General features: G+C 37.6%; 19 protein-coding genes. 12 read left to right on the forward strand and 7 right to left on the reverse strand.

Annotated elements, in window-relative coordinates; translation table 11 throughout:
* Positions 1–48: 48 nt before the first annotated feature.
* The 4 genes from pyrE (at position 49) to AY601_RS14880 (ending at position 2,562) form a co-directional block, all read left to right on the forward strand.
* The gene (pyrE, locus tag AY601_RS14865; protein ID WP_068402450.1) at positions 49–711 is read left to right on the forward strand and encodes an orotate phosphoribosyltransferase; all 663 of its coding nucleotides are present in this window, start codon (positions 49–51) and stop codon (positions 709–711) included.
* Position 712: 1 nt separating this feature from the next.
* Positions 713–1,111: an SRPBCC family protein gene (locus tag AY601_RS14870; protein ID WP_068402453.1), complete on the forward strand. Its 399-nt coding sequence runs from the start codon at positions 713–715 to the stop codon at positions 1,109–1,111.
* A 174-nt stretch (positions 1,112–1,285) separates the two neighbouring features.
* On the forward strand, positions 1,286–1,657 hold the full coding sequence (locus AY601_RS14875) for a transposase (protein WP_068402455.1): 372 nt from the start codon (positions 1,286–1,288) through the stop codon (positions 1,655–1,657).
* Complete coding sequence (locus tag AY601_RS14880) at positions 1,654–2,562, forward strand: IS3 family transposase (RefSeq protein ID WP_068402457.1); 909 nt, start codon at positions 1,654–1,656, stop codon at positions 2,560–2,562. Before AY601_RS14875 ends, AY601_RS14880 begins: the two co-directional genes overlap by 4 nt.
* Before the next feature lie 182 nt (positions 2,563–2,744).
* Here the strand turns inward: AY601_RS14880 and AY601_RS14885 are convergent, their stop codons facing one another.
* On the reverse strand, positions 2,745–3,551 hold the full coding sequence (locus AY601_RS14885; RefSeq protein WP_068402458.1) for an endonuclease/exonuclease/phosphatase family protein: 807 nt from the start codon (positions 3,549–3,551) through the stop codon (positions 2,745–2,747).
* A gap of 35 nt (positions 3,552–3,586) precedes the next feature.
* Positions 3,587–4,498 carry an EamA family transporter gene (locus AY601_RS14890; protein ID WP_068402460.1) on the reverse strand — a complete coding sequence of 304 codons (912 nt, stop codon included), beginning with the start codon at positions 4,496–4,498 and terminating at the stop codon, positions 3,587–3,589.
* Between the two features lie 281 nt (positions 4,499–4,779).
* Between AY601_RS14890 and clpB the strand changes: the two genes are divergently transcribed.
* The 4 genes from clpB to AY601_RS14910 all read left to right on the forward strand — a co-directional run bounded on the left by clpB (position 4,780) and on the right by AY601_RS14910 (position 11,483).
* Positions 4,780–7,392, forward strand: coding sequence for an ATP-dependent chaperone ClpB (gene clpB / locus AY601_RS14895; protein ID WP_068402463.1), 2,613 nt, complete (start codon positions 4,780–4,782; stop codon positions 7,390–7,392).
* Positions 7,393–7,518: 126 nt separating this feature from the next.
* Positions 7,519–8,010, forward strand: coding sequence for an FUSC family protein (locus tag AY601_RS14900; RefSeq protein ID WP_068402465.1), 492 nt, complete (start codon positions 7,519–7,521; stop codon positions 8,008–8,010).
* 192 nt (positions 8,011–8,202) lie between these two features.
* A complete protein-coding gene (locus AY601_RS14905) occupies positions 8,203–10,482 on the forward strand; it encodes a glycosyltransferase family 4 protein (protein ID WP_068402467.1) in 2,280 nt (759 codons plus the stop codon).
* Complete coding sequence (locus tag AY601_RS14910; RefSeq protein WP_068402469.1) at positions 10,482–11,483, forward strand: glycosyltransferase family 4 protein; 1,002 nt, start codon at positions 10,482–10,484, stop codon at positions 11,481–11,483. The genes AY601_RS14905 and AY601_RS14910 overlap by 1 nt, the downstream gene beginning before the upstream one ends.
* On the opposite strand, the gene AY601_RS14915 is transcribed toward AY601_RS14910, so the two are convergent.
* Positions 11,478–12,998 carry a glycoside hydrolase family 130 protein gene (locus tag AY601_RS14915; protein ID WP_068402471.1) on the reverse strand — a complete coding sequence of 507 codons (1,521 nt, stop codon included), beginning with the start codon at positions 12,996–12,998 and terminating at the stop codon, positions 11,478–11,480. The genes AY601_RS14910 and AY601_RS14915 overlap by 6 nt on opposite strands.
* A 420-nt stretch (positions 12,999–13,418) precedes the next feature.
* On the opposite strand from AY601_RS14915, the gene AY601_RS14920 reads away from it, so the two are divergent.
* Complete coding sequence (locus tag AY601_RS14920) at positions 13,419–14,042, forward strand: outer membrane beta-barrel protein (RefSeq protein WP_068402473.1); 624 nt, start codon at positions 13,419–13,421, stop codon at positions 14,040–14,042.
* A gap of 127 nt (positions 14,043–14,169) precedes the next feature.
* Positions 14,170–15,048, forward strand: a complete 879-nt coding sequence (locus AY601_RS14925; protein ID WP_068402476.1) for a polysaccharide deacetylase family protein — start codon at positions 14,170–14,172, stop codon at positions 15,046–15,048.
* 583 nt (positions 15,049–15,631) lie between these two features.
* On the opposite strand, the gene AY601_RS14935 is transcribed toward AY601_RS14925, so the two are convergent.
* Both AY601_RS14935 and AY601_RS14940 read right to left on the reverse strand, forming a co-directional pair.
* Positions 15,632–16,093: a GreA/GreB family elongation factor gene (locus tag AY601_RS14935; protein WP_068402480.1), complete on the reverse strand. Its 462-nt coding sequence runs from the start codon at positions 16,091–16,093 to the stop codon at positions 15,632–15,634.
* Entirely contained in the window at positions 16,086–16,664 is a 579-nt protein-coding gene (locus AY601_RS14940; RefSeq protein WP_068407584.1) for a nitroreductase family protein, read from the reverse strand. The genes AY601_RS14935 and AY601_RS14940 overlap by 8 nt, the downstream gene beginning before the upstream one ends.
* Before the next feature lie 148 nt (positions 16,665–16,812).
* Between AY601_RS14940 and AY601_RS14945 the strand changes: the two genes are divergently transcribed.
* Complete coding sequence (locus tag AY601_RS14945; protein WP_068402482.1) at positions 16,813–18,438, forward strand: ABC-F family ATP-binding cassette domain-containing protein; 1,626 nt, start codon at positions 16,813–16,815, stop codon at positions 18,436–18,438.
* A 70-nt stretch (positions 18,439–18,508) separates the two neighbouring features.
* Here the strand turns inward: AY601_RS14945 and AY601_RS14950 are convergent, their stop codons facing one another.
* On the reverse strand, positions 18,509–19,387 hold the full coding sequence (locus AY601_RS14950) for a polysaccharide deacetylase family protein (RefSeq protein ID WP_068402484.1): 879 nt from the start codon (positions 19,385–19,387) through the stop codon (positions 18,509–18,511).
* 78 nt (positions 19,388–19,465) lie between these two features.
* On the opposite strand from AY601_RS14950, the gene AY601_RS14955 reads away from it, so the two are divergent.
* Positions 19,466–19,654, forward strand: a complete 189-nt coding sequence (locus AY601_RS14955; RefSeq protein ID WP_068402486.1) for a hypothetical protein — start codon at positions 19,466–19,468, stop codon at positions 19,652–19,654.
* 59 nt (positions 19,655–19,713) lie between these two features.
* Here AY601_RS14955 and AY601_RS14960 read toward each other — a convergent pair whose 3' ends face one another.
* Positions 19,714–21,192 (reverse strand): alpha/beta hydrolase-fold protein, encoded by a 1,479-nt coding sequence (locus tag AY601_RS14960; RefSeq protein WP_068402488.1) that lies wholly within the window; start codon positions 21,190–21,192, stop codon positions 19,714–19,716.
* Positions 21,193–21,380 lie beyond the last annotated feature (188 nt).

A 21,380-nucleotide genomic window follows, 5' to 3' on the forward strand; every position in this document is an offset into this window, starting at 1 on the left:
GACAAATCCTTTGTGTAATAAAGGTATTATTTTAAGTAATTTTGGAGCATGTATAATAAAAGTGATATTGAATTAAAGGTAGCTGAATTTTTACTTCAAATTAAAGCAATAAAATTACAGCCGAATAACCCTTTTACTTGGGCCTCAGGTTGGAAATCTCCAATTTATTGTGATAATAGGATAACGCTCTCCCATCCGTCAGTTCGAACATACATCAGACAGAAACTTACGCAGTTGATACAGGAAGAATTTGGTTCTGTTGATGTAATTGCCGGAGTTGCAACTGCTGGTATTCCTCAGGGTGTATTAGTTGCTCAGGAATTGGGCTTACCATTTGTTTATGTAAGAGCAAAAGCTAAAGAACATGGAACGGGTAGCCTGATTGAAGGAGAAATCATTGAGGGTCAGCGCGTAGTTGTGGTAGAAGATTTGGTTTCTACTGGTAAAAGTAGTTTACAAGCAATACATGCCTTAAAAAGTGCTGGTTTGTCTGTTGCAGGTTTAGTTTCTATCTTCACCTATGGCTTCGACATTGCTGAAGAAAACTTTAAAGAGGCTAAATGTCGTTTTGCAACGTTATCTAACTACAATACTTTGATACAGTATGCAGCCGAGAATAGCTTTATTGCACAAAGTGATGTAGATATTCTTAATCAGTGGCGCAGAAACCCATCAGAGTGGGGACAGAATTTTGACCAAAACCCAGTATAAAATGACCGTTATTGAAAGTGCCACCACAGTAAACCAACCGGTAGCTAAAGTTTACGCTTTTTTAGCCGATATGAACAATCACCAGCAGTTAATGCCTGAAAACATTTACAACTGGTCTTCTACAACAGATGATGCTAGTTTTACCATCCAGAATATGGCTAAACTGGCGATTAAGATTTCCAGCAGAGTGGAAAACCAGGAGTTGATTGCAATTCCTTCTGAGAAAGCTCCTTTCGATTTAGAATTGAAATGGACAGTAGCGGATAATGGTGATGGTACAACAACAGCTACACATATCATTTCAGCTGACCTGAACATGATGATGAAAATGCTGGCTGCGGGGCCTTTGAAGAAACTTGCAGATCACCAGACTGAACGTTTAAGCGAGATATTAAAATAAAAAATCCCATTTATCAAACAGGATTGTCTAGAAAGAGCAAATAGCTGAAGAAGTTATTTGCTCTTTTTTTACTATTGGGATTTTAGTAAAACATACAGTAAACAACAGTCAGTATGGGACAGATTGTCCGTTCCTGAAAAGAGTTTACATAAGAAAGTTTTTCAAAACAGAAAAATGAGTATAAAAGACGAAAAGCCGAACAAAGGCAAAGGGGGTAGAAAAGCTATCCATTCAGACAGCTTTAAGGTTCAGGTAGCCTTAGAATATTTATCAGGATCTTACAGTTATCCACAGGTAGGAAAAAAATATGGCTTAGCAGAACATACTGTGCTGTGGTTCGTATCTTGGTACCGAAAGAATCAAGATGTTATGATAGCTGAAGAACCAATTGAAGCAGAATATGGAGCCTTAAACCCTTCCCAGATCAGAGCACTTGAAAAACGAGTGGCTTTAGCAGAAATGAAGGTAGCAGTTCTTGAAAAAGTAATTGCTATTGCTAATGCAGAATATGGTACAGATCTTAAAAAAAAAGTTGCTACCAAGTGATTGCTGAGCTAAGAGGTACCCGCAAGTATTATAGTATAGCTAATCTTTGTTGGGTAAATGGTTATACCAGGCAAGCTTGGTATAACCATTTAAAAAGTGTTCAGTTACATTTTTTAGAAGAATATATTGTGCTTGAAAAGATTCAGCAAATCAGGAAAGAACTTCCAAAAACGGGATGTGTAAAGCTACACAAGGAGCTCAATAATGGATTTTTACAAGCTCATGGGATTACTATGGGTAGAGACGCTGTATTTGATTTGGTACGTGCACATGGCCTGCTGATTAAGACCAAAAAGAAATGGGTATATACGACTAATTCATTTCATCGCTACAAAATACATCCTGATTTAGTTCAACGAAGGCCTGCAATTCAAGCAGAAGAAATATGGGTTAGTGATATTACTTACCTGCGTACAGAGAGTTGTTTTGTTTATCTTTCTTTAGTGACTGATGCTTATTCCAGAAAAATTGTGGGCTACCATTTAGCAAGTGATTTAAAGACCATTGGATGTATTAAAGCATTAAAACAAGCTTTAAAAGACAGAAAATATCCTTCACGGCCGCTTATTCATCATTCTGACAGGGGAACTCAATATTGTTGTGATGATTATGTGACTTTATTAAAGGATAGTCATATTCAAATCAGCATGACTCAAACAGGAAGCCCCTATGATAATGCGATTGCTGAAAGAGTGAATGGAATATTAAAAATGGAATTTGATCTTGAAAAAACTTTCAAAAACATGGCGCAGGCAAAAACACAGGTTGATCTGGCTGCTTATAAATATAACAACATCAGGTTACATGCCAGTTGTAATTTCCAGACACCAGAAAACACGCATTTATTAGAGAATGTAAACCCAAAAATCAAAAAAGTAGCCATTTTTGCTCCTATTGTAACCTAAGGGCAGGAAAATGTAATAAACTAGGTAAACATAAATCAGTAATATACTTTCTACTGTAAACTAATCTCAGTACAGGACAGATGCAGAAGTCATCTATGTTGGGAAGGGGTTGGTTAGGCTATTGGCCTAACCAACCCCTTCCCAACATAGATGACTAACCGATGTTAAACTATCCTTCTGTTTTACAGCATTGAAAACTTCAAAAACACAGGCACGTGATCAGAAACACGTCTCGCTTCTTTTAAATCATCAAACGCAGTGTAAAAGGGGATGATCCCTGCATTGATACAATTAACCTTAGCCTGATTATAGAAAAAGTTATCATAAGCAGAGGCCAGACAATTACCATTGATACATTTCTGCTTTAATGAAGTCTTTTGATTGGTCAAAGCAGGAGGATACCCCATACCCTTCAATGGATTAAATACTGAATGTGACTCCGGTAAATTGAAATCTCCACAAAAGATCAATACATCTGAAGGATAATTTTCTGGCAGAAACTTTAAATATTTGAGCTCAGTTTCTGGCTGTTTTGACTTTGGAATGGCATGCATAGTAACCAGTGTAAACTGCTTTTTGCCAAGCTTGAACCTCGCAAAATAAGGTTCTCTGGTAATTTCAAGGTTGTACTTCTTCTCCAGCCAGGCCTCTCCTATTTTTTCAGTTCTGCTGGTTTTCCAGATAAAAGCATAACGCTCTTTGCTATATCTGTCGCTCGAAGTACCGTGGCTGATCGTATAATCCCATTTAGTTCCTGTGCGGTTCAGCGCATCATTCAAACGCGCTACAGCCATTGGCCCACCTGGCCCGGCTACCACTTCCTGAATCGCAATTATATCACAATTTCTTAGTGTTTGTGCTATAAAATCTATTTGTATATCGGTCTTTGATTTTCCAAAATCTTTTAAATTCCACGAACAAACAGTTAATGTCTGTCCAAACGCAGCAAATGAAAAAAGCAGGAAAACCACAATTGTAAATCGTTTCAAATTGTAGTCTCTCTTTTAAAAATGAATAAGTTGTATTAAGCTAACGGTAAAGGCTTTTTCTTTAAATTCTGGACATTCATCAGGACTATTGCACTGATGATCATCAGAATTCCAATCCATTGCAACAGGTTAACAGGCTCTCTTAACAAAATGTAAGCAAACATCACTGATACCGGCAGCTCTACAGAAGCTACAATTGTCCCCAGGCTAATCCCGGTATGCGGCATTCCACTGGTAAAAAGTATCGGAGGGAGAATTGTTCCGAAAAAAGCAAGGAAAAAACCCCAGGGCCAGAAAATACCGAAGTTAAAATTCGAATAAGAGTTGGTACAGAAGATCAAAATGATAGCAACTAATCCGCCGGCAAGCAACCATAGACTCCTTTTTAAAGGACGCATATGGGTGGCAATACTATTTGAAGAATATAAGGATACTGTATATGATATTCCAGCAGCTAAGCCCCAGGCTACCCCTCTCCAATCCAGACTGTGTACACTTGAGAATATATTTGTAGCCAATGCCGTTCCCAATAAAACAATAACTGTTGCTCCTATTTTTCTGCCTGAAGGCACCTTTTTATCCAGTACAGCTTCCAGTAATAGCCCCATCCAAACAGACTGCATCAGTAGAACAATCCCTACAGACACAGGGATATATTTCACAGCGAAATAATAAAATACACTGGTGAGCCCTAAAGAAGTCCCACCCAGCATTAACTTTAAAATTGATCCTTTCTCCTTTTGCGCTTCTTCTTTTGCTTTTGATTTATTCTTGATGAATATATTTAATAAAAGCATTCCCGTAAATCCAATTGTAAACTGCGAGGTGGTGACCTCTGCAGTATTGAATCCATGTTCATATGCCATCTTAACCACTGTCGCCAACGCACCGTAACTTGAGGCGCCAAGCCCTACTAATAAGGCGCCTTTGAGTAAGTTTTTTTCCATTATATTGTATTGGTATTGTTTTTTAGTTTGTATTCGTAATAATTCTGATGCAAAGAAACTCATTCAAAATTTAAATTCATCATATTTCCTGAATACTGGTTTAGCCCTCCAAATTAAAGACAAACCGGAAATCCTACTTTAATAATTTTTAAAATCAGACAAAAATTCAGTACAAAACGTTAAAAATCAGCCATTTATTCAGTAAAAAATATCTTTTAGCGACATTATTTCCGAACTATGCATATCCCGCACTATGGCATTTCTTTTGTTCGGATATTTGCATGAACTTCAACAACTTTACTATAAAAGCCCAGGAAGCAGTTCAACAGGCTTCCGAAATAGCCCAGGGCAATCAGCAACAGGCTATTGAAACGGCCCATTTGCTAAAAGGGTTGCTTACTGTTGATGAAAATGTAGTTTCTTATGTTTTAAAGAAGCTAAATGTTAATTTAAACACGCTCAACATAAATCTGGATGAGCAGATTGCAAAATTCCCTAAGGTAAGTGGCAGCAATGGATATTTATCTTCTGGTGCAAACTCTGCCTTGCAAAAAGCGCAGACTTATTTGAAAGAATTTAAGGATGAATTTGTTTCTGTAGAGCATCTTTTACTGGGTATATTATCCGTTAACGACAATACCTCTAAACTTTTAAAGGATCAGGGCGTAACTGAAAAAGATCTTAAAAAAGCTATTGCTGCTTTACGTGGTGATAACAGAGTAACTGACCAGAATGCTGAAGCAAGTTATAATGCTTTAAATAAATACGCAAGGAATTTAAATGAATATGCAGAATCTGGAAAACTGGATCCTGTGATAGGCCGCGACGAAGAAATTCGCCGCGTAATTCAAATACTTTCCAGAAGAACCAAAAACAACCCAATTTTAATCGGAGAACCTGGTGTAGGTAAAACTGCCATTGCAGAAGGTATCGCTTTCAGGATTATTAAAGGTGACGTACCTGAAAACCTGAAAACAAAAACAGTGTATTCATTGGATATGGGTTCTCTGATTGCCGGTGCAAAATATAAAGGAGAATTTGAAGAACGTCTGAAAGCTGTTGTGAAAGAAGTAACACAGAGTGAAGGGGATATCATTTTATTTATTGATGAGATACATACATTGGTGGGAGCTGGTGGCGGTGAGGGAGCTATGGATGCTGCAAACATCCTGAAACCTGCTTTAGCCCGTGGTGAATTACGTGCAATTGGCGCAACAACCTTAAACGAGTATCAGAAATATCTCGAAAAAGATAAAGCACTGGAACGTCGTTTTCAAAAAGTAGTAGTAGATGAACCTGATACGCAGGATGCGATCTCTATTTTAAGGGGATTGAAAGAAAGATATGAAACGCATCATAAGGTCAGAATCCGCGATGAGGCAATTATTGCTGCTGTAGAATTATCTCAGCGCTATATCAGCGACCGTTTTCTTCCAGATAAAGCGATTGACTTAATGGATGAAGCTGCTTCTAAATTACGTTTAGAAATGGATAGTGTTCCAGAAAATGTTGATGAGCTGGACCGTAAGATTATGCAGCTTGAAATTGAAAGAGAAGCGATCAGAAGAGAAAATGATGATAAAAAAGTAAAATCTCTTGGAGAGGAAATCGCTAACCTTTCTGCGGAACGCGATGAGCTGAAAGCAAAATGGCAGGGAGAGAAAGATGTCGTTGACGGCATTAATACCGAATTGGAGCAGATAGAAAACTATAAACTGGAAGCTGATCAGGCAGAACGTGCAGGAGATTATGGAAAGGTAGCAGAGATCCGTTATGGTAAGATTAAAGAAGCCCAGGATAAAGTAGAGAAATTAAAAGTAGTACTGGAAAGTCAGCAGGGCGAAGGCCGTATGCTGAAAGAAGAAGTGACTGCAGATGATATTGCGGGTGTTGTAGCACGCTGGACAGGCATTCCGGTAACGAAATTAGTATCCAGTGAACGTGAAAAATTGTTAAACCTGGAAGATGAGCTGCATAAGCGCGTAGCTGGACAGGATGAAGCTATTGAAGCGATATCCGATGCAATACGGCGTTCGCGTGCTGGTTTGCAGGATAAACGTAAACCGATTGGCTCATTCATCTTTTTAGGTACAACAGGTGTCGGTAAAACAGAGCTGGCTAAGGCATTGGCAGAATTCCTTTTTAACGATGATAACGCGTTGACAAGAATTGATATGAGTGAATATCAGGAAAGACATTCTGTTTCCAGATTAATTGGGGCGCCTCCGGGATATGTAGGTTATGATGAAGGTGGTCAGCTTACGGAAGCCGTTCGCCGCAAACCTTACTCGGTAGTACTGCTGGATGAAATTGAAAAAGCGCATCCTGATGTATTTAACATTTTACTGCAAGTACTCGATGATGGCCGTTTAACTGATAATAAAGGAAGACTGGTTAATTTTAAGAATACTATTATTATCATGACTTCCAATATTGGTTCTCATTTAATACAAGAGAACTTTAAGAACCTGGATGATGCGAACAGAGATGAGGTAATTGCGAAAACCAAGAATGAGCTGTTTGAATTATTGAAACAGACGATCAGACCGGAGTTTTTAAACAGAATTGATGAACTGATCATGTTCACGCCATTGAACCGTACTGAAGTGAGAAATATTGCAGAATTACAATTCAGACATGTTCAGGATACACTTGCTGAAATGGGTGTTGAAATTGAAGCCACTCCAGAAGCCCTGGATTGGCTGGCAGAACTGGGTTATGATCCGCAGTTTGGAGCACGTCCTTTAAAAAGAGTGATCCAGAAACGTGTATTAAATGAACTATCTAAAGAAATACTAGCTGGAAAGATTGATAAGGATAGTAAAATTAAACTAGATATGTTTGATAACAAGTTCGTATTTCTGAACAATAAAAAGGAAACACCCGCTTCATAAGGACCCTTTTTACAAGAATGCTGGTCAGCTATTCAATAATTTACCACCAGGTGATTTAAAGAATTGCAGACCAGCATTCTTTTTTTCTAAATTGCAGTCCTAATTGATTTAAATAAAGATCGGCAGATGAATAGAATAGAAATTAACAAGGAGGCATATGCTGCCAATTTCATCTATTTATTAAAATGTCTGACTGGAATTATCATTTGTTACGCACTTTACAGCTATTTTCCACAATATCCATTTTACTGGTCGTTGGTTTCTGTCGCGGTCTCCCTTTCTCCCGATCATAGCAATACGTTGGCTTACGACCGGATGAAAGCGAATATGATTGGTTGTGCCGCTGGCATTTGTCTTTACCCAATACATACCTCAAACCTGATTATCTTATGCCTTGGTGTGACTTTAACCATCTTTATTGGCATTGCGCTCCGCATGACTCATACTTTAAAAAGTGCTTTGGCTGCTGTGGTTATTATTACGCTTCAAGAGGAACAAGAGAAGCACTGGTATGTAGCTTTAGAGCGAGTATCTTGCGTAGTAACTGGCTGCATTGTAGCACTTGGTGTCACACTATTGTTTAATCTGCTCCTTAGCAGGAAATATTCAAAACAATAACGCAAAATTTCGCTTTATAAAGAAGAAAGGGATTGAACTAATCTTTTATAAGACAAATACGTTCCAATTAAAAGCTAAAATTGAACAAAAGACATTAATTAATTGTTTTTGTTTAACAATCCTTATCAGATTACTCTTTTTACAACCATTAATCCAAAAACTTAACGTTTAAATGGCTCAATAACCTTAAAAATGAAAATAGCTTATATATCGACTTATCCTCCGCGCGAATGTGGTATTGCTACATTCAATAATAATCTTTTAAAAGCAATCGGTCACCATACAGAAGTAGTTTCCAAAGACAGCTTTGTTGTGGCAATGACAGATACTGAAGATTTGACTACTTACGAATATCCTCCGGAAGTCCAGTTCATCATCAGACAAGAGAATCAAAAAGATTATATCAGGGCAGCCGATTATATCAACACCAGCTTAACAGACGTATGTATATTAGAGCATGAATTTGGCATTTACGGGGGTGATAATGGTGTATATATCTTACCACTGATTGCCCGTTTGCAAAAACCGCTCATTACGATTCTCCATACTATACTTAAAGATCCGTCTTACATGCAGCTGACCATTATCAGAGAAATTGCAAAGTATTCTTCGAAAATCGTGGTCATGAGTAACCGTGCGGTACATTTTCTTACCAGTATCTATGGAATAGCAGAAGATAAAATAAAACTTATTGAACATGGTGTGCCTGATCTTGAACCAAAAGTTGAAAATGAGGTCAAGAACTCTGTTGCTTTCAAAAACAAGAAGGTACTTTTTACATTTGGTCTGATTAGCCGGAATAAAGGGCTTGAAACAGTGATTGAAGCGCTCCCTAAAATAGCAGCTAAAAATCCGGATGTACTTTATGCGATCCTCGGCACTACACATCCTGGGGTAATCAGAAATTCGGGCGAAGAATACAGAGACAGTTTGAAACGTCTGGCAAAAAAACTGAACGTAGAAAATCACCTGATTTTCATTAATAAATTTGTCTCGGAAGATGAATTATATGATTACCTCACTGCAGCCGATATGTATATCACGCCCTATTTGAATGAGGCGCAAATTACTAGTGGGACGCTATCTTATGCCATAGGCGCAGGAGCGGCAGTTATCTCTACTCCTTACTGGCATGCACAGGAATTATTGGCAGATAACCGCGGAAAACTGTTTGATTTCAAAGATTCAGATGCATTAGCAGAGATTGTGAATGATCTTTTTGCAAATCAGGATCAACTCAAAGAACTCAAAGACAATGCTTATAATTATGGTCTGCATCTGCGCTGGCCAACTACGGGTAATGTATTTATTGAAACTTTAAATGAGTCGATACTGAATGCGAACCAGGCAAAAGAGGAAATCAAACCTATTATCGATCCTGATATGATGCCTGCTTTTAGTATGGCACACATCAAGCGTTTGACAGATGATACTGGAATTGTTCAACATGCTAAATATGGTATCCCTAATTTAAAAGAGGGTTATTGCCTGGATGACAATGCCCGTGCGTTGATCATGGTGATTCTGGCATGGCAGCAAAACAAGAGTAAAACTGCTTTAGAATTACTCCCTGTTTATTTGAGTTACATTCAATATATGCAGTGTGATGATGGTAATTTCAGAAATTTCCTGAGCTTTAAGAGAGAGTATCTGGATGAAATAGGGTCAGAAGATTCCTTTGGCAGGACTATCTGGGCATTAGGCTACCTGATTAACAATGCACCAAATAATTCTTACAGAGAGTTCGCGACAGAATTGTTTATCAAGTCTATTCCACATTTTGCGCAGCTCAAACATCTGAGGGGGTTGGCAAATACCATGATTGGGTTAAGTAGTTTCTTAAAAGCTCACCCGAGTGATGAACATATCATAAACGAGCTTAATAAACTGGCTACTCCTTTAAAAGCTTCTTATAAAGCGCACAGAGCAGATCAGTGGAATTGGTTTGAAGAAAAAATGACTTATGACAATGCTATTTTACCGCTGGCTTTACTTTGTCATTATGAGACTACACATGATCAGGATTCTCTGGCCATCGGACTGGAGAGTATGGAATTCCTGACTTCTAAAACATTGGAAAAAGGCTATTTGAATCCAGTAGGTAACGATGGCTGGTTATTCAAAGAAAATAAGGAGATGGCGCAATACGATCAGCAGGCTATAGAAACCATGGCAATCGTGCTCTTGTATTTCAAGGCTTATGAGATTACGCATGATCTTAAATATATCCGTCAGATGTATTTAAGTTATCAATGGTTCTTAGGCGAAAACAGCCTCAGACTGCCACTTTATGATTATGAAACCAAGGGTTGCGGAGATGGCTTGCAAAATAATGGTGTCAACAGAAATCAGGGTGCAGAAAGTACTTTAGCTTATTGGATTTCTCACCTTGTTATCTTGAAATCACTCGAGTTTGAGTATGAATACAGCGTTAAACCCGATGCAGTACCTGTTAAAGAGGAGGTGATTTAATGAAGGTAGCTGTCTTATCGCCCGTAGCCTGGAGAACTCCGCCCCGTCATTATGGTCCATGGGAACAAATGGCTTCTAATTTAACAGAAGGTTTGCACGATGCCGGAATTGAGGTTGTTTTATTTGCCACCGGTGATTCTATCACCTCTGCCGAATTAAGAAGTGTGGTAAAAACTGGTTATGAGGAAGACCGCCATCAGGATGCAAAAGTTATAGAGTGTCTCCATATCAGTAACTTGATGGAGCAGTCAGATGATTTTGATTTAATTCACAATCATTTCGATTTTCTGCCCTTAAGTTATTCTGGATTAATCAGAACTCCGGTGTTAACTACAATTCATGGGTTTTCATCAGAAAAGATTGTGAAGGTTTATCAGAAATATAACCGGCATAACCATTATGTATCCATCAGCAATGCCAATCGCCATCCAGCGCTCAGTTATTTAGGTACTGTATATAATGGTTTAGTGACGGAGGATTTTCAGTTTAATGCTAATCCTGATGATTATCTGTTGTTTTTCGGAAGGATTCATCCCGATAAAGGAACGGCTGAAGCGATACAAATTGCTATAAAGAGTAGAAAAAGACTTTTAATTGCTGGAATTATTCAGGATGAACGCTATTATAAAGAAGCAGTCGAGCCTTATTTAAACGAGGAGATTGTATTTTTAGGTGCTGCCGGCCCTGATCAACGAAACGAGCTGCTGAAAGGTGCTTTAGCTTTATTACATCCGATTAATTTTGCTGAACCTTTCGGATTAAGCGTAGCAGAAGCTATGCTATGCGGAACTCCTGTAATCGCTTTCAATAAAGGTTCTATGCCGGAGCTTATCGAACATGAGAAAACAGGTTTCCTGGTAGAGAATGTAGAAGAGGCTGTAGCCGCAGTGGCTAAAATCTCTAAACTGGAAAGATTGGACTGCCACAAATGGGCAAAACGTAAATTTTCAAAAGAGAAAATGGTAGAGGACTATCTCAGCCTCTACCAGCAAATTCTATAATTTTTCTTCAGGTTTATTTGCTTCTTTACTTTCATTCACATTTTTGCCTTCACTCGCTGAGCTTAATAACTTGGCGAGTAACAATTCGATTTTCACTGAAGCAAAAGAAGAACAGTAGTCTGATAGTCCATAAGGGATAATTAATTCTCCATTGTGGATGATCGAGCCGCAAGAATACAATACATTCGGCACGTAACCTTCTCTTTCATCATTATTAGGGATCACCAAAGGCTCTGTAAGCCTGCCAATCTCTATAGAAGGGTCTTCAAGATCCAATAAGCTTGCGCCTAAGCAATAGCGGCGCATTGGTCCTACGCCATGCGTAATCACTAACCAGCCTGCTTCTGTTTCAATTGGAGATCCGCAATTCCCAATCTGAATAAATTCCCAGGGAAACTGTGGTTGCTGCAGTTTTACCGGATGATCCCATACGGTAAGTTTATCTGAATACATCAGATAGTTATTCCATCCGTCTATCCTTGACATCATGGCATACTTGCCGTTAATTTTCCTTGGGAATAAGGCTAAGTTTTTATTTTGTGCGCCTGCTCCATGAAGCGGGCTTACTTTAAAGTCGTAAAAATCTGTGGTCTGTAAGAGTTTAGGCAAAATCATAGCGCCATCAAATGCAGTATAAGTTGCATAATAGATAACCGACCCATCTTCTTTAATAAACCTGACAAACCGCGCATCCTCTATCCCTTTACGTTCAAATTCTGAGATTGGAAAAATAACACGGTCGGAGATATCAGTATCTCTTGAAAAACTAATCTCATGATAAGTATCAGAAAGCCAGAGTATTTTATCATATTCTAATTTCTTCAAATCATCGGTCTGGAGGTTTTTGGAATCGACGATTACTCTTCTTAAAATGGCATAATCAAACTTCTCTTCTAATTTCAAGCCTACCTCATCCAGAATATTGAGATCGATCATAGCATCTGCAGCTCTTTTGAAAAAGAGTTTCTTGTTGTATACTGCGTTGCGGACTACTTCTGCCTCATCAATATAGTTTCCTGCCGGATTTACTGTGATGTTTCCATTAGAGTCAATTAAAGCTCTTCTGAACACTACAGAAGAGATATGACCTTCTCCTACTGCTCTGAAACTAATGATTAGTCTTTTCTCTCCTTCTACCAGTTCTGACTGGTCCGGATCTTCTACAACTGATGGATTAAAAAAAGCAGCTGATTCGATAGAGTATTCGTGTGTGAAGTAGGACCCTAATAAAAGCCGCTGATATTTGCTCAACGACTCATAATCAACTTCCATTTCCTCTATGCAATGTTTAATCTGTTTACAGTGACGCGCAAGAATCTTGGTAATGTTCCGGTGTCTTTTGGAATACTCTTGTAAAATTGGGGATATCAAACCAAATACTTCCTGATCTGATAAAGTTAAAACCCTTTTGATTACTTCTTTAGCTCTATCCTCACCATTAAAAAAAAACCTGGCTATTACACGTTTCGGATCAGGATATACTTTTATTGGTTTGCGCTCTATTAATAGTCTCATAATTAAATAACGTTTTAAACGGACATAAAGGTTTAATGAATTTAGTTTTTTTTTATCAGAAAGAGGTTTTGTTGGTTATTTATTTAACAACATGTGCCACATTCATGCCAGAGTAAATTGAAATTGTCCCAAAAACTGACATAAATGGCATTAAAAAAACTGACATTCTAACAAAGAAAGTCAAACTGTCTTGCTAATTTTAATGTTAATTTAATGTAAGCATTATGTTAATTGTCATCGTAAAATAATAAAGGGAAACCTAAAACATTTTATCTTACTATCTGATAAGCATTTACAAAAAACCGCATTTCCAGTTTGTACGCTAAACATTTCTTTGGCACCGCTATTGACTATATGACAAACATAGTCAGATACTAAAAACAAAAATTCTGGCTCGGTATAAATTAAAAAAGCAACAAAATGAAAAAATTATTATTATCATTAATCGCAGTTTCAGCATTAGCATTCACAACTCAAGCTCAAACTGAAAAAGGTAAATTCATGTTAGGTGGTAACGTTGAATTTAAATCAATTAAAGAGAACGGTGCATCAAAATCTAATACTAACTTTAATATCGTTCCAAGTGTAGGATATTTCATCTCTGATAACTTTGCAATTGGTACAGGTGTTGGTTTTGGTTTTGCTAAAACTCAAGCTGGTACTACTGCTCTTCCTAATGCAGCAACAAAAACTCAAGAATTCGTAGTTGCTCCATTTGCACGTTACTACAAAGGTATCAATGAGTCATTCAAATTCTTCGGACAATTATCAGTTCCAATGGCTTTCGGTAATAACAAAGTAACTGCTGACGGTGATAACTACGCAAAAATTTCTAAATACAACAATGTAGGTGTTGCTTTATCTCCAGGTTTTGCATTCTTCCCAAGCAAAAAATTCGGTATCGAGTTTTCAGTTCAAGGAATTAGTTACAACAATAACTCTATTAAAGATAACAACGGAACTAAAATTGGTGATAGCGACAAATCTTTCAGCATTGGCGCAAATTTCTTCGCTCCAAAAATCGGTGTTCAGTTCTATTTATAGTATGTAGATACTCTACACAATGTTTTATACGAAAAAGGCCAGGCAATATTGTCTGGCCTTTTTTGCTTTTAATAAAAAAAATATCAGTTGATTTCCTAATTTAGCGATCAATACATAAAATCTCTGAATGAAACACTATATATTATCCTTAACTGCTGCTGCACTATTATTAAGTGCAGGCTGTCAGTCCAAATCTCAAAACAAAAAAGAAGAAACTAAAGACAGCACAGCTGCTGTAGCAACTACTACTTCGAATGAACCTGCTGCTCCAAATAAGGCTGTAGATATTTCAAAGATCAAAGTAGCTGATGCCAAAACAATTCTGGCACGTAAACAAGTTCCAGTATTGTGTTATCATCAAATTCGCGATTGGAGACCTAAAGATTCCAAAGCAGCTAAAGATTATATTATTCCAATTGATGTATTTAAAGGCCATATGAAAATGCTGGCTGATAGTGGCTATCACACCATTTTGCTGGATCAATTATATGATTACCTGAATAACGGTACACCGCTGCCATCTAAACCAATCTTATTAACTTTTGATGACACTGATCTTGATCAATATACCATTGCTGAGCCTACCATGAAAAAATATGGTTTCAAAGGCGCTTTCTTTGTAATGACTGTTTCTTTGGGCAGACCAAATTACATGAGCAAAGCACAAGTTAAAGATCTGTCAGATAAAGGAAACGATATTGGTTCTCATACCTGGGATCACCACAACGTTAAAAAATACCAGGGTAAAGACTGGGAAATCCAGATTGACAAACCAACAAAAACATTACAGGAAATTACTGGTAAAAATATTCATCACTTCGCTTACCCATTTGGTTTATGGAATCCGGAAGCTATCCCTGAATTGAAGAAAAGAGGATTTAAAAGTGCATTTATTTTATCTACGAAACGTGACGAAAAAGATCCGCTGTTTACGATCAGAAGGATTATCGCCAGTGGTTACTGGACACCAAAAACTTTAAGTAATAGCATTAAAAATAGTTTTTAGATAAAAAGAGACAAGCTTATCATGCAATGCCCCATAAAGTGTTTGACTTTATGGGGCATTTTTATTTTGTTACATATCATAATATTTCGGGATTCCTGACCCTACAAACAGCACGTAAATAATTGTAAATTAGAATATTACAACAATAAAACGGGAAAAACCGAAAACCCTGAACAGAGTAGGTTTAAGTAAAGTTTTTATTTGCTTTTTGATCTATAAAAGCAATTCTTAATTATGGCAAGAAATTGGTATACTTATAATGGCACTGGTGAAGAATTATTATGTTCAAGTTATACTTTAGCATCTATTAGACCTAGCTGCTTTAATGGACATAACATTTGTGCAATATATGCAGTTGGCGGAGTATACCCAACCTGCCCATTATCTGCTAATATAAGGAATTATATAGCTACTGTGTTAATAACTTTTCTAGCATCGCCAGATAATTCAAATCTAGCAGTCAAAAAATATGCTTACGGTAGGAACATTTAAAACACATCCAATCCAGTGAAAAATTATGATAGGTATTCAAATAAAAAGACATTAATTAATGCCTCTTCTATTTGAATACCTATCATTCTCATCAATCTATCTTTTTAATCGTATACTCGTTCTTATTAAAACTAAAAGACTCGCCAACTTTCTTACCCACCAGTAACTGTCCAATCGGAGAAACTGCTGAAATCGCAAATACCTGCTGGTCATCAACTTTCAACTGCCCGGCACTAATACTAATATAAAATATCCCGTTAGAAGTATAAACCAATGCTCCATTTCTAACCACATCACTATGGACAGCCTCTTCTAAAGAAGACAACAAAGCCAAATTTTGCTTAGCATCCATCAACAAGCTTTTATTTCTGCCAATATCCTGCTGCATCATTTCCCGTGTAGTCTCAAACTTATCACCCGCACTGCTTTTTGTATCATCATTACTTGCTTCCTGTGCCTGTTCTAAAGCAGTTTCAGCAGTATTAATCCTTTGCATAATAAAATCCATGCAAGATTGATATAATTTCGCTTTTAGTCCTTCCATATTATCCATTGATCCATCTTACTTTTTCTTCCATTGGTGTACGTTTTGGTGCACGCGGCTCTTCATTATGAAAACCCATATAAAATAACCCAAAACATTTCTCGTTCGGTGCCAGTTGCAGATACCCATCCATTTGAGTAATCATTCCCGGCGAACTCCAGTACGCACCAATCTTCAACGCTTCTGCAGTTAATGCCATATTCTGCACCGCACAAGCAAAAGCCGCAATTTCTTCCCACTCTGGAATAAGATCAGGATGCAATTGCGCATTTAATACAATGACACAACTTGACTGCACTGCTTTCTCGATGATCCCATCAAATTTCTTTTGCAGGAATTGCGCATCTGGCGTCCCCTGCTTATACAAACGTGCAAGCTCCATTCCCAGTTTACGTTTTCCCTCATTCCGGTAAACAATAAACCTCCACGGCTGCGTTAATTTATGTGTAGGCGCATAATTTGCACTTTCCAGAACCTGGCTAATCAACTCCTCAGGGATTTCTTCCTTTGTATAACTTGGCGGGAAAATGCTCCGTCTGCGCTGTATAATAGAACTAAGTATATTTATTTCGCTTTCCATAATTGGGTACAAATTTAACAATTTTAACAGGCTCCTGCTTAATGAGGTGAATATTACAATAAATCTATGTAATTCAGACATTCAATCCCCTACCAGACAAAACATTTTATTAAATTATCGTTACCTTTGCGGCTTATTTTTGTGCAATATGATTTCAGTTTCTAATTTATCCCTGCGTTACGGAAAACGTACCTTATTTGAAGATGTTAACCTAAAATTCACTCCTGGCAACTGTTATGGTGTAATCGGAGCTAATGGCGCGGGTAAATCAACTTTCTTAAAAATCCTGTCTGGTGAAGTTAATCAGACCTCGGGCAGCGTAGCTTTTACGCCTGGAGAACGTATGGCGGTTTTAAAACAAAATCACCATGAATATGATGATTTCACAGTAATTGAAACCGTTATGATTGGTCATAAAGAATTATATGACATCATGAAGGAGAAAGATGCCATCTATTTGAAAGAAGATTTTTCTGACAAAGACGGTGAGCGTGCAGGTGAACTGGAAAACAGGTTCGCAGAAATGGACGGCTGGAATATGGAAAGCAATGCAGCAACCATGTTAAGCAATCTTGGGATTAAAGAAGAATTCCATCACAAACAAATCACTGAATTAGACGGTAAACAAAAAGTACGTGTGTTACTTGCACAAGCTCTTTTTGGTAATCCTGACATTTTGTTATTAGATGAGCCAACGAACGATCTGGATATAGAAACTATCGCCTGGTTAGAAAACTTCCTTGCTGATTACCAAAGTACCGTATTGGTTGTATCTCACGATAGACACTTTTTAGATGCTGTATGTACACATATCGTAGATATTGACTTTAGCAAAATGACTACTTACTCTGGTAACTATACCTTCTGGTATGAGTCAAGCCAGCTTGCCTTAAAACAACGTGGTGACCAAAACAAAAAACTAGAAGAAAAAGTAAAGGAACTGCAGGAATTTATTCAGCGTTTCAGTGCGAATGCTTCCAAATCAAAGCAAGCTACTTCCCGTAAGAAAGCCCTTGATAAAATTGACCTGACTGAGATTAAACCATCCAGCCGTAAATACCCTGCTATTATGTTTAACAACGTAGGTGGCAGAGAAGCTGGTGATCAGATCCTTCAGGTAGAAAACCTTGCACTAACCAGCCATGGAGAAGTCTTATTTAAAGGCGTAAACTTTATGGTGAATAAAGGTGATAAAATTGCTATTGTTTCTCAGAACAGTTTAGCGACTACTGCTTTTTACAACGTATTAACAGGTCGTGATAAAAACTATACCGGAGAATTCAAATACGGTGTAACCATCAATACTGCTGATATTCCAAATGATAACTCTTCTTATTTCGAAGGAAAAGATATGAATTTGGTTGACTGGTTAAGAGAATACTCGGACACAGACAAAGATGAACAGTTTGTAAGAAGTTTCCTGGGCAGAATGCTGTTTTCGGGTGAAGAAGTATTAAAGAACTGTAAAGTATTGTCAGGTGGAGAGAAAATGCGTTGTATGTTCTCTCAGATGATGTTAAGACAAGCTAACTTGTTATTATTTGATGAGCCAACGAATCACCTGGATCTGGAATCAATCACAGCATTGAACAACGGTCTTAAAGATTTCAAAGGAACTGTTTTATTTACTTCACGAGATCATGCCTTAACTGAATCCGTAGCGACAAGAGTTATCGAATTGACACCTAACGGATCAATTGATAAAATGATGAGCTATGATGATTATATCAACAGTGAAGACGTAGCACAAATCAGAGCAGAATTGTATAAATAAGCTTATAATTTGATTGTATAAAAAATGGGTAGCTGATAATTTCAGCTACCCATTTTACATTTATAACTTATTAAGAAACCGGAGTAACTATCTTTTTCTTATTGAAACTCTTCTGTAAGCTATTGTACAGATTTTTAGCCGTATAACGTCCCGGATCAATAATCCTTCTGATGGTATAAATAGGATTTGCCTCATCCATTGGCGTAGACAGAATAAATGCCGCCTTAAACCCATGTTCTTTCAACTTATGTAAGTTAGCAGCTTTGAAAACACCATAAGGATAAGCGAAATACTCCACCTTTTTCCCGGTAATCTTCTCTAAAGTCTGCGTAGGTTTATCAATTTGAATCTCCCAGTCCTGGTCTGTAAACTGCGCAAAGTTCTTGTGGTTCCAGGTATGACTTGCAATTACATGTCCATCATCTGATAGCTCTTTAATCTGCGCCTTGCTCATATATCTTGGTCTGCCGATAGATACAGTCATAATAAAAAATACGCCTTTAAACCCATGTTTTTTCAGTTCTGAAGCTCCTACAGTATATTGATCCAAATCTGTATCATCGAAAGATATCATAATCGGTTTTGAAGGTAGTTTCGTACCGTAATTCAAATAATCATACAACTGATCTGGTAAAATAGTATGATAGCCACTATCTGCCAGCATTTTCATATGATCTCTGAAGTTAGCAGGAGGAATAATATCATCATGCGCTCTTTGGGAATCTGAAGCTTTCCAATCCCTGATCTGATGATAACACAATACTGGAACTTCCTTACGTAAAATAATCGTTTTAGCGTCAGCCGGCAAAGATTTCACAGGAACTGTTGATTGCGCATCATGTATTAAAGTATCCTTAGCAGTTTTAGCTAGTTGTTGTTTAGAATCAGAATGACAAGCGAAAAGAAACAATAAAAAAAAGAGGAATAACGAATGGGGGTATGTTTTCATGGACACAAAAATAAATATATTTTGCGAACAGTATTAAAATTACCAAACACCTTGTCCTAAAAATTGTTAAATTTAAGTATGGAAAAAGAAGAAATCAAAAGAATACTGGAAACAGTGGAACAACAAGTAAGCTCTTCTATTCTTGGAGGAATGGAAGACGCTTATGAAGAGTTGGAGCGTCTGGGTTATATCATTATTCATCCGGATAGCGCCCATCCCTCCGCAACAATCACGCAAAAGGGAGAAGATTTCCTGGAGAATTACTAACCCGGAGATAAAATAATAAAGAAGGTCTGATCAGCCTGTCTGCATTCAGGCCTTATTTATTATTTTGCTTGCTGTCCGGTTTGGAGCAGCCATTGTTTATATTTCTCTTCAAGGAAGCCAGACAAATCAGCCATATATCCCGCTGTTTTAACCGTAAAATGATCTCCCGGATAATATTTAAAAAGCATAGCTGCCTGTACCGCTTTCATTTCCTCATTCATTAACCTGACCGGATAATTCAGCATAAAGTTATCCTCATCCCCTATCGATATCCGTATTTTCCCGTCCAGATCTTTTTTTAAATCTTTCCAGTTATTTCTCAGGTATAAAGAAATATCATACTTTTTCCAGTTTTCAACAGTATGCTGATTGATCGAACCGGTTTTAGGATCACAAATCGACTCCGGTATCCCATCTTTTCCTTTTTTACTGAATACCGCTTCAAAAGAACGCTGCTGTTCTCCTCTTGAAATAACATGCTCTACCTGGTACATCTCTTTCAAATAAGAAAAAGGAAATCTGCCGGCAACTGTTCCACCCGGATTGAGCCGCCCCTTAGCATCATAGAACAAGCTACTATCTTTGTATAAGTTCACATTCAGAAACTTGCGGAAATCCACATAATCAGGACTACTGGAAGCTGTAGCCAGGAATAGCTTTGGATAATGCGTTTGTAACCATAAAACAGACCAGCCTCCACTACTATGACCTGTTAACAATCTTGCCCCATTGCAGCGATACTGCTTTTCCAGCAAAGGAATAAACTCCTGGGTCAATGCATCTCCCCATGGGCCATTATTATCACTATTCGCATAAGCAGTATGTCCCAAGGCACAATTACCATCCAAAAACACACGGATAACTGGAGTAGTGCCAATTACTGCAGGCATTTTGCCTGTAACCGACATATAATGATGATCACCGCCAAAGCCAGTCACGATAAATAATACAGGAAATTTAGCTGACGGGTTTTTATAATATTCAGCTGGTAACTGAACAGCTGCATCTAAAGTAAATTTCTTCTGGTAGAAATTACTCAATAACCTGGTGGGAGCTTTGAATTCTTTGATGAATTCCGTTTCCTGAAAAACGAGTTCAGGAACCACCTGATCTGCCAATAAGGTAAAAGACTGCTTTAAATCTTTACCAATTACTATTTTTTGCGGAGTACTAAATATATTACCCGGACTGGCTGCAATAGCTCTTCCTCCGAGATTCAAGTCCCAGACTGCCTGGATATAATAAACTCCACGTTCCATCTCAGAAGGCAGAACAGGATAGGACGTTGCCAGATCATCGATAACAATGCTTTCGCCAGGTTTAATCCCTTTAACCTCCACTGCAAAGCAATTTAATGGTTCTATACCGATAGACGCAGTTAAGGGCTGAGGGTTATTCTTTGATAAGTACAGAAAAACCTTTCCTGTAAAAGACTGATTTAATGAGGCAGGAGAATAAGCTACTTTAAATTGCTGTGCAAAGCTGTTTAAAGTAAAAGCCAGGAAGAAAGATAGTAAACAGCATATCTTTTTGATCATAACGATTTAAAGGATTGATTAAACCTCTAATATACGGGTAGGATCTGATATTAAAATTTAAAAGCACTGTAACAGGGTGATGAATCCCGTTACAAGTGCTTACCTATTAACTAAATAATGAAGATCAAATATAATATTAATGCAACACAATTGCAACTGTATTGCATTAATATTATAAGGCTGTAACC

The organism is Pedobacter cryoconitis (assembly GCF_001590605.1).
Taxonomy (GTDB): domain Bacteria; phylum Bacteroidota; class Bacteroidia; order Sphingobacteriales; family Sphingobacteriaceae; genus Pedobacter; species Pedobacter cryoconitis_A.

Excerpts from the sequence above, each read along its gene's own strand:
- pyrE (WP_068402450.1), top strand. The coding sequence starts at position 49 with ATGTATAATAAAAGTGATATTGAATTAAAGGTAGCTGAATTTTTACTT.
- AY601_RS14870 (WP_068402453.1), top strand. The coding sequence starts at position 713 with ATGACCGTTATTGAAAGTGCCACCACAGTAAACCAACCGGTAGCTAAA.
- AY601_RS14875 (WP_068402455.1), top strand. The coding sequence starts at position 1,286 with ATGAGTATAAAAGACGAAAAGCCGAACAAAGGCAAAGGGGGTAGAAAA.
- AY601_RS14890 (WP_068402460.1), bottom strand. The coding sequence starts at position 4,498 with ATGGAAAAAAACTTACTCAAAGGCGCCTTATTAGTAGGGCTTGGCGCC.
- clpB (WP_068402463.1), top strand. The coding sequence starts at position 4,780 with ATGAACTTCAACAACTTTACTATAAAAGCCCAGGAAGCAGTTCAACAG.
- AY601_RS14900 (WP_068402465.1), top strand. The coding sequence starts at position 7,519 with ATGAATAGAATAGAAATTAACAAGGAGGCATATGCTGCCAATTTCATC.
- AY601_RS14905 (WP_068402467.1), top strand. The coding sequence starts at position 8,203 with ATGAAAATAGCTTATATATCGACTTATCCTCCGCGCGAATGTGGTATT.
- AY601_RS14910 (WP_068402469.1), top strand. The coding sequence starts at position 10,482 with ATGAAGGTAGCTGTCTTATCGCCCGTAGCCTGGAGAACTCCGCCCCGT.
- AY601_RS14915 (WP_068402471.1), bottom strand. The coding sequence starts at position 12,998 with ATGAGACTATTAATAGAGCGCAAACCAATAAAAGTATATCCTGATCCG.
- AY601_RS14920 (WP_068402473.1), top strand. The coding sequence starts at position 13,419 with ATGAAAAAATTATTATTATCATTAATCGCAGTTTCAGCATTAGCATTC.
- AY601_RS14925 (WP_068402476.1), top strand. The coding sequence starts at position 14,170 with ATGAAACACTATATATTATCCTTAACTGCTGCTGCACTATTATTAAGT.
- AY601_RS14935 (WP_068402480.1), bottom strand. The coding sequence starts at position 16,093 with ATGGATAATATGGAAGGACTAAAAGCGAAATTATATCAATCTTGCATG.
- AY601_RS14940 (WP_068407584.1), bottom strand. The coding sequence starts at position 16,664 with ATGGAAAGCGAAATAAATATACTTAGTTCTATTATACAGCGCAGACGG.
- AY601_RS14945 (WP_068402482.1), top strand. The coding sequence starts at position 16,813 with ATGATTTCAGTTTCTAATTTATCCCTGCGTTACGGAAAACGTACCTTA.
- AY601_RS14950 (WP_068402484.1), bottom strand. The coding sequence starts at position 19,387 with ATGAAAACATACCCCCATTCGTTATTCCTCTTTTTTTTATTGTTTCTT.
- AY601_RS14955 (WP_068402486.1), top strand. The coding sequence starts at position 19,466 with ATGGAAAAAGAAGAAATCAAAAGAATACTGGAAACAGTGGAACAACAA.
- AY601_RS14960 (WP_068402488.1), bottom strand. The coding sequence starts at position 21,192 with ATGATCAAAAAGATATGCTGTTTACTATCTTTCTTCCTGGCTTTTACT.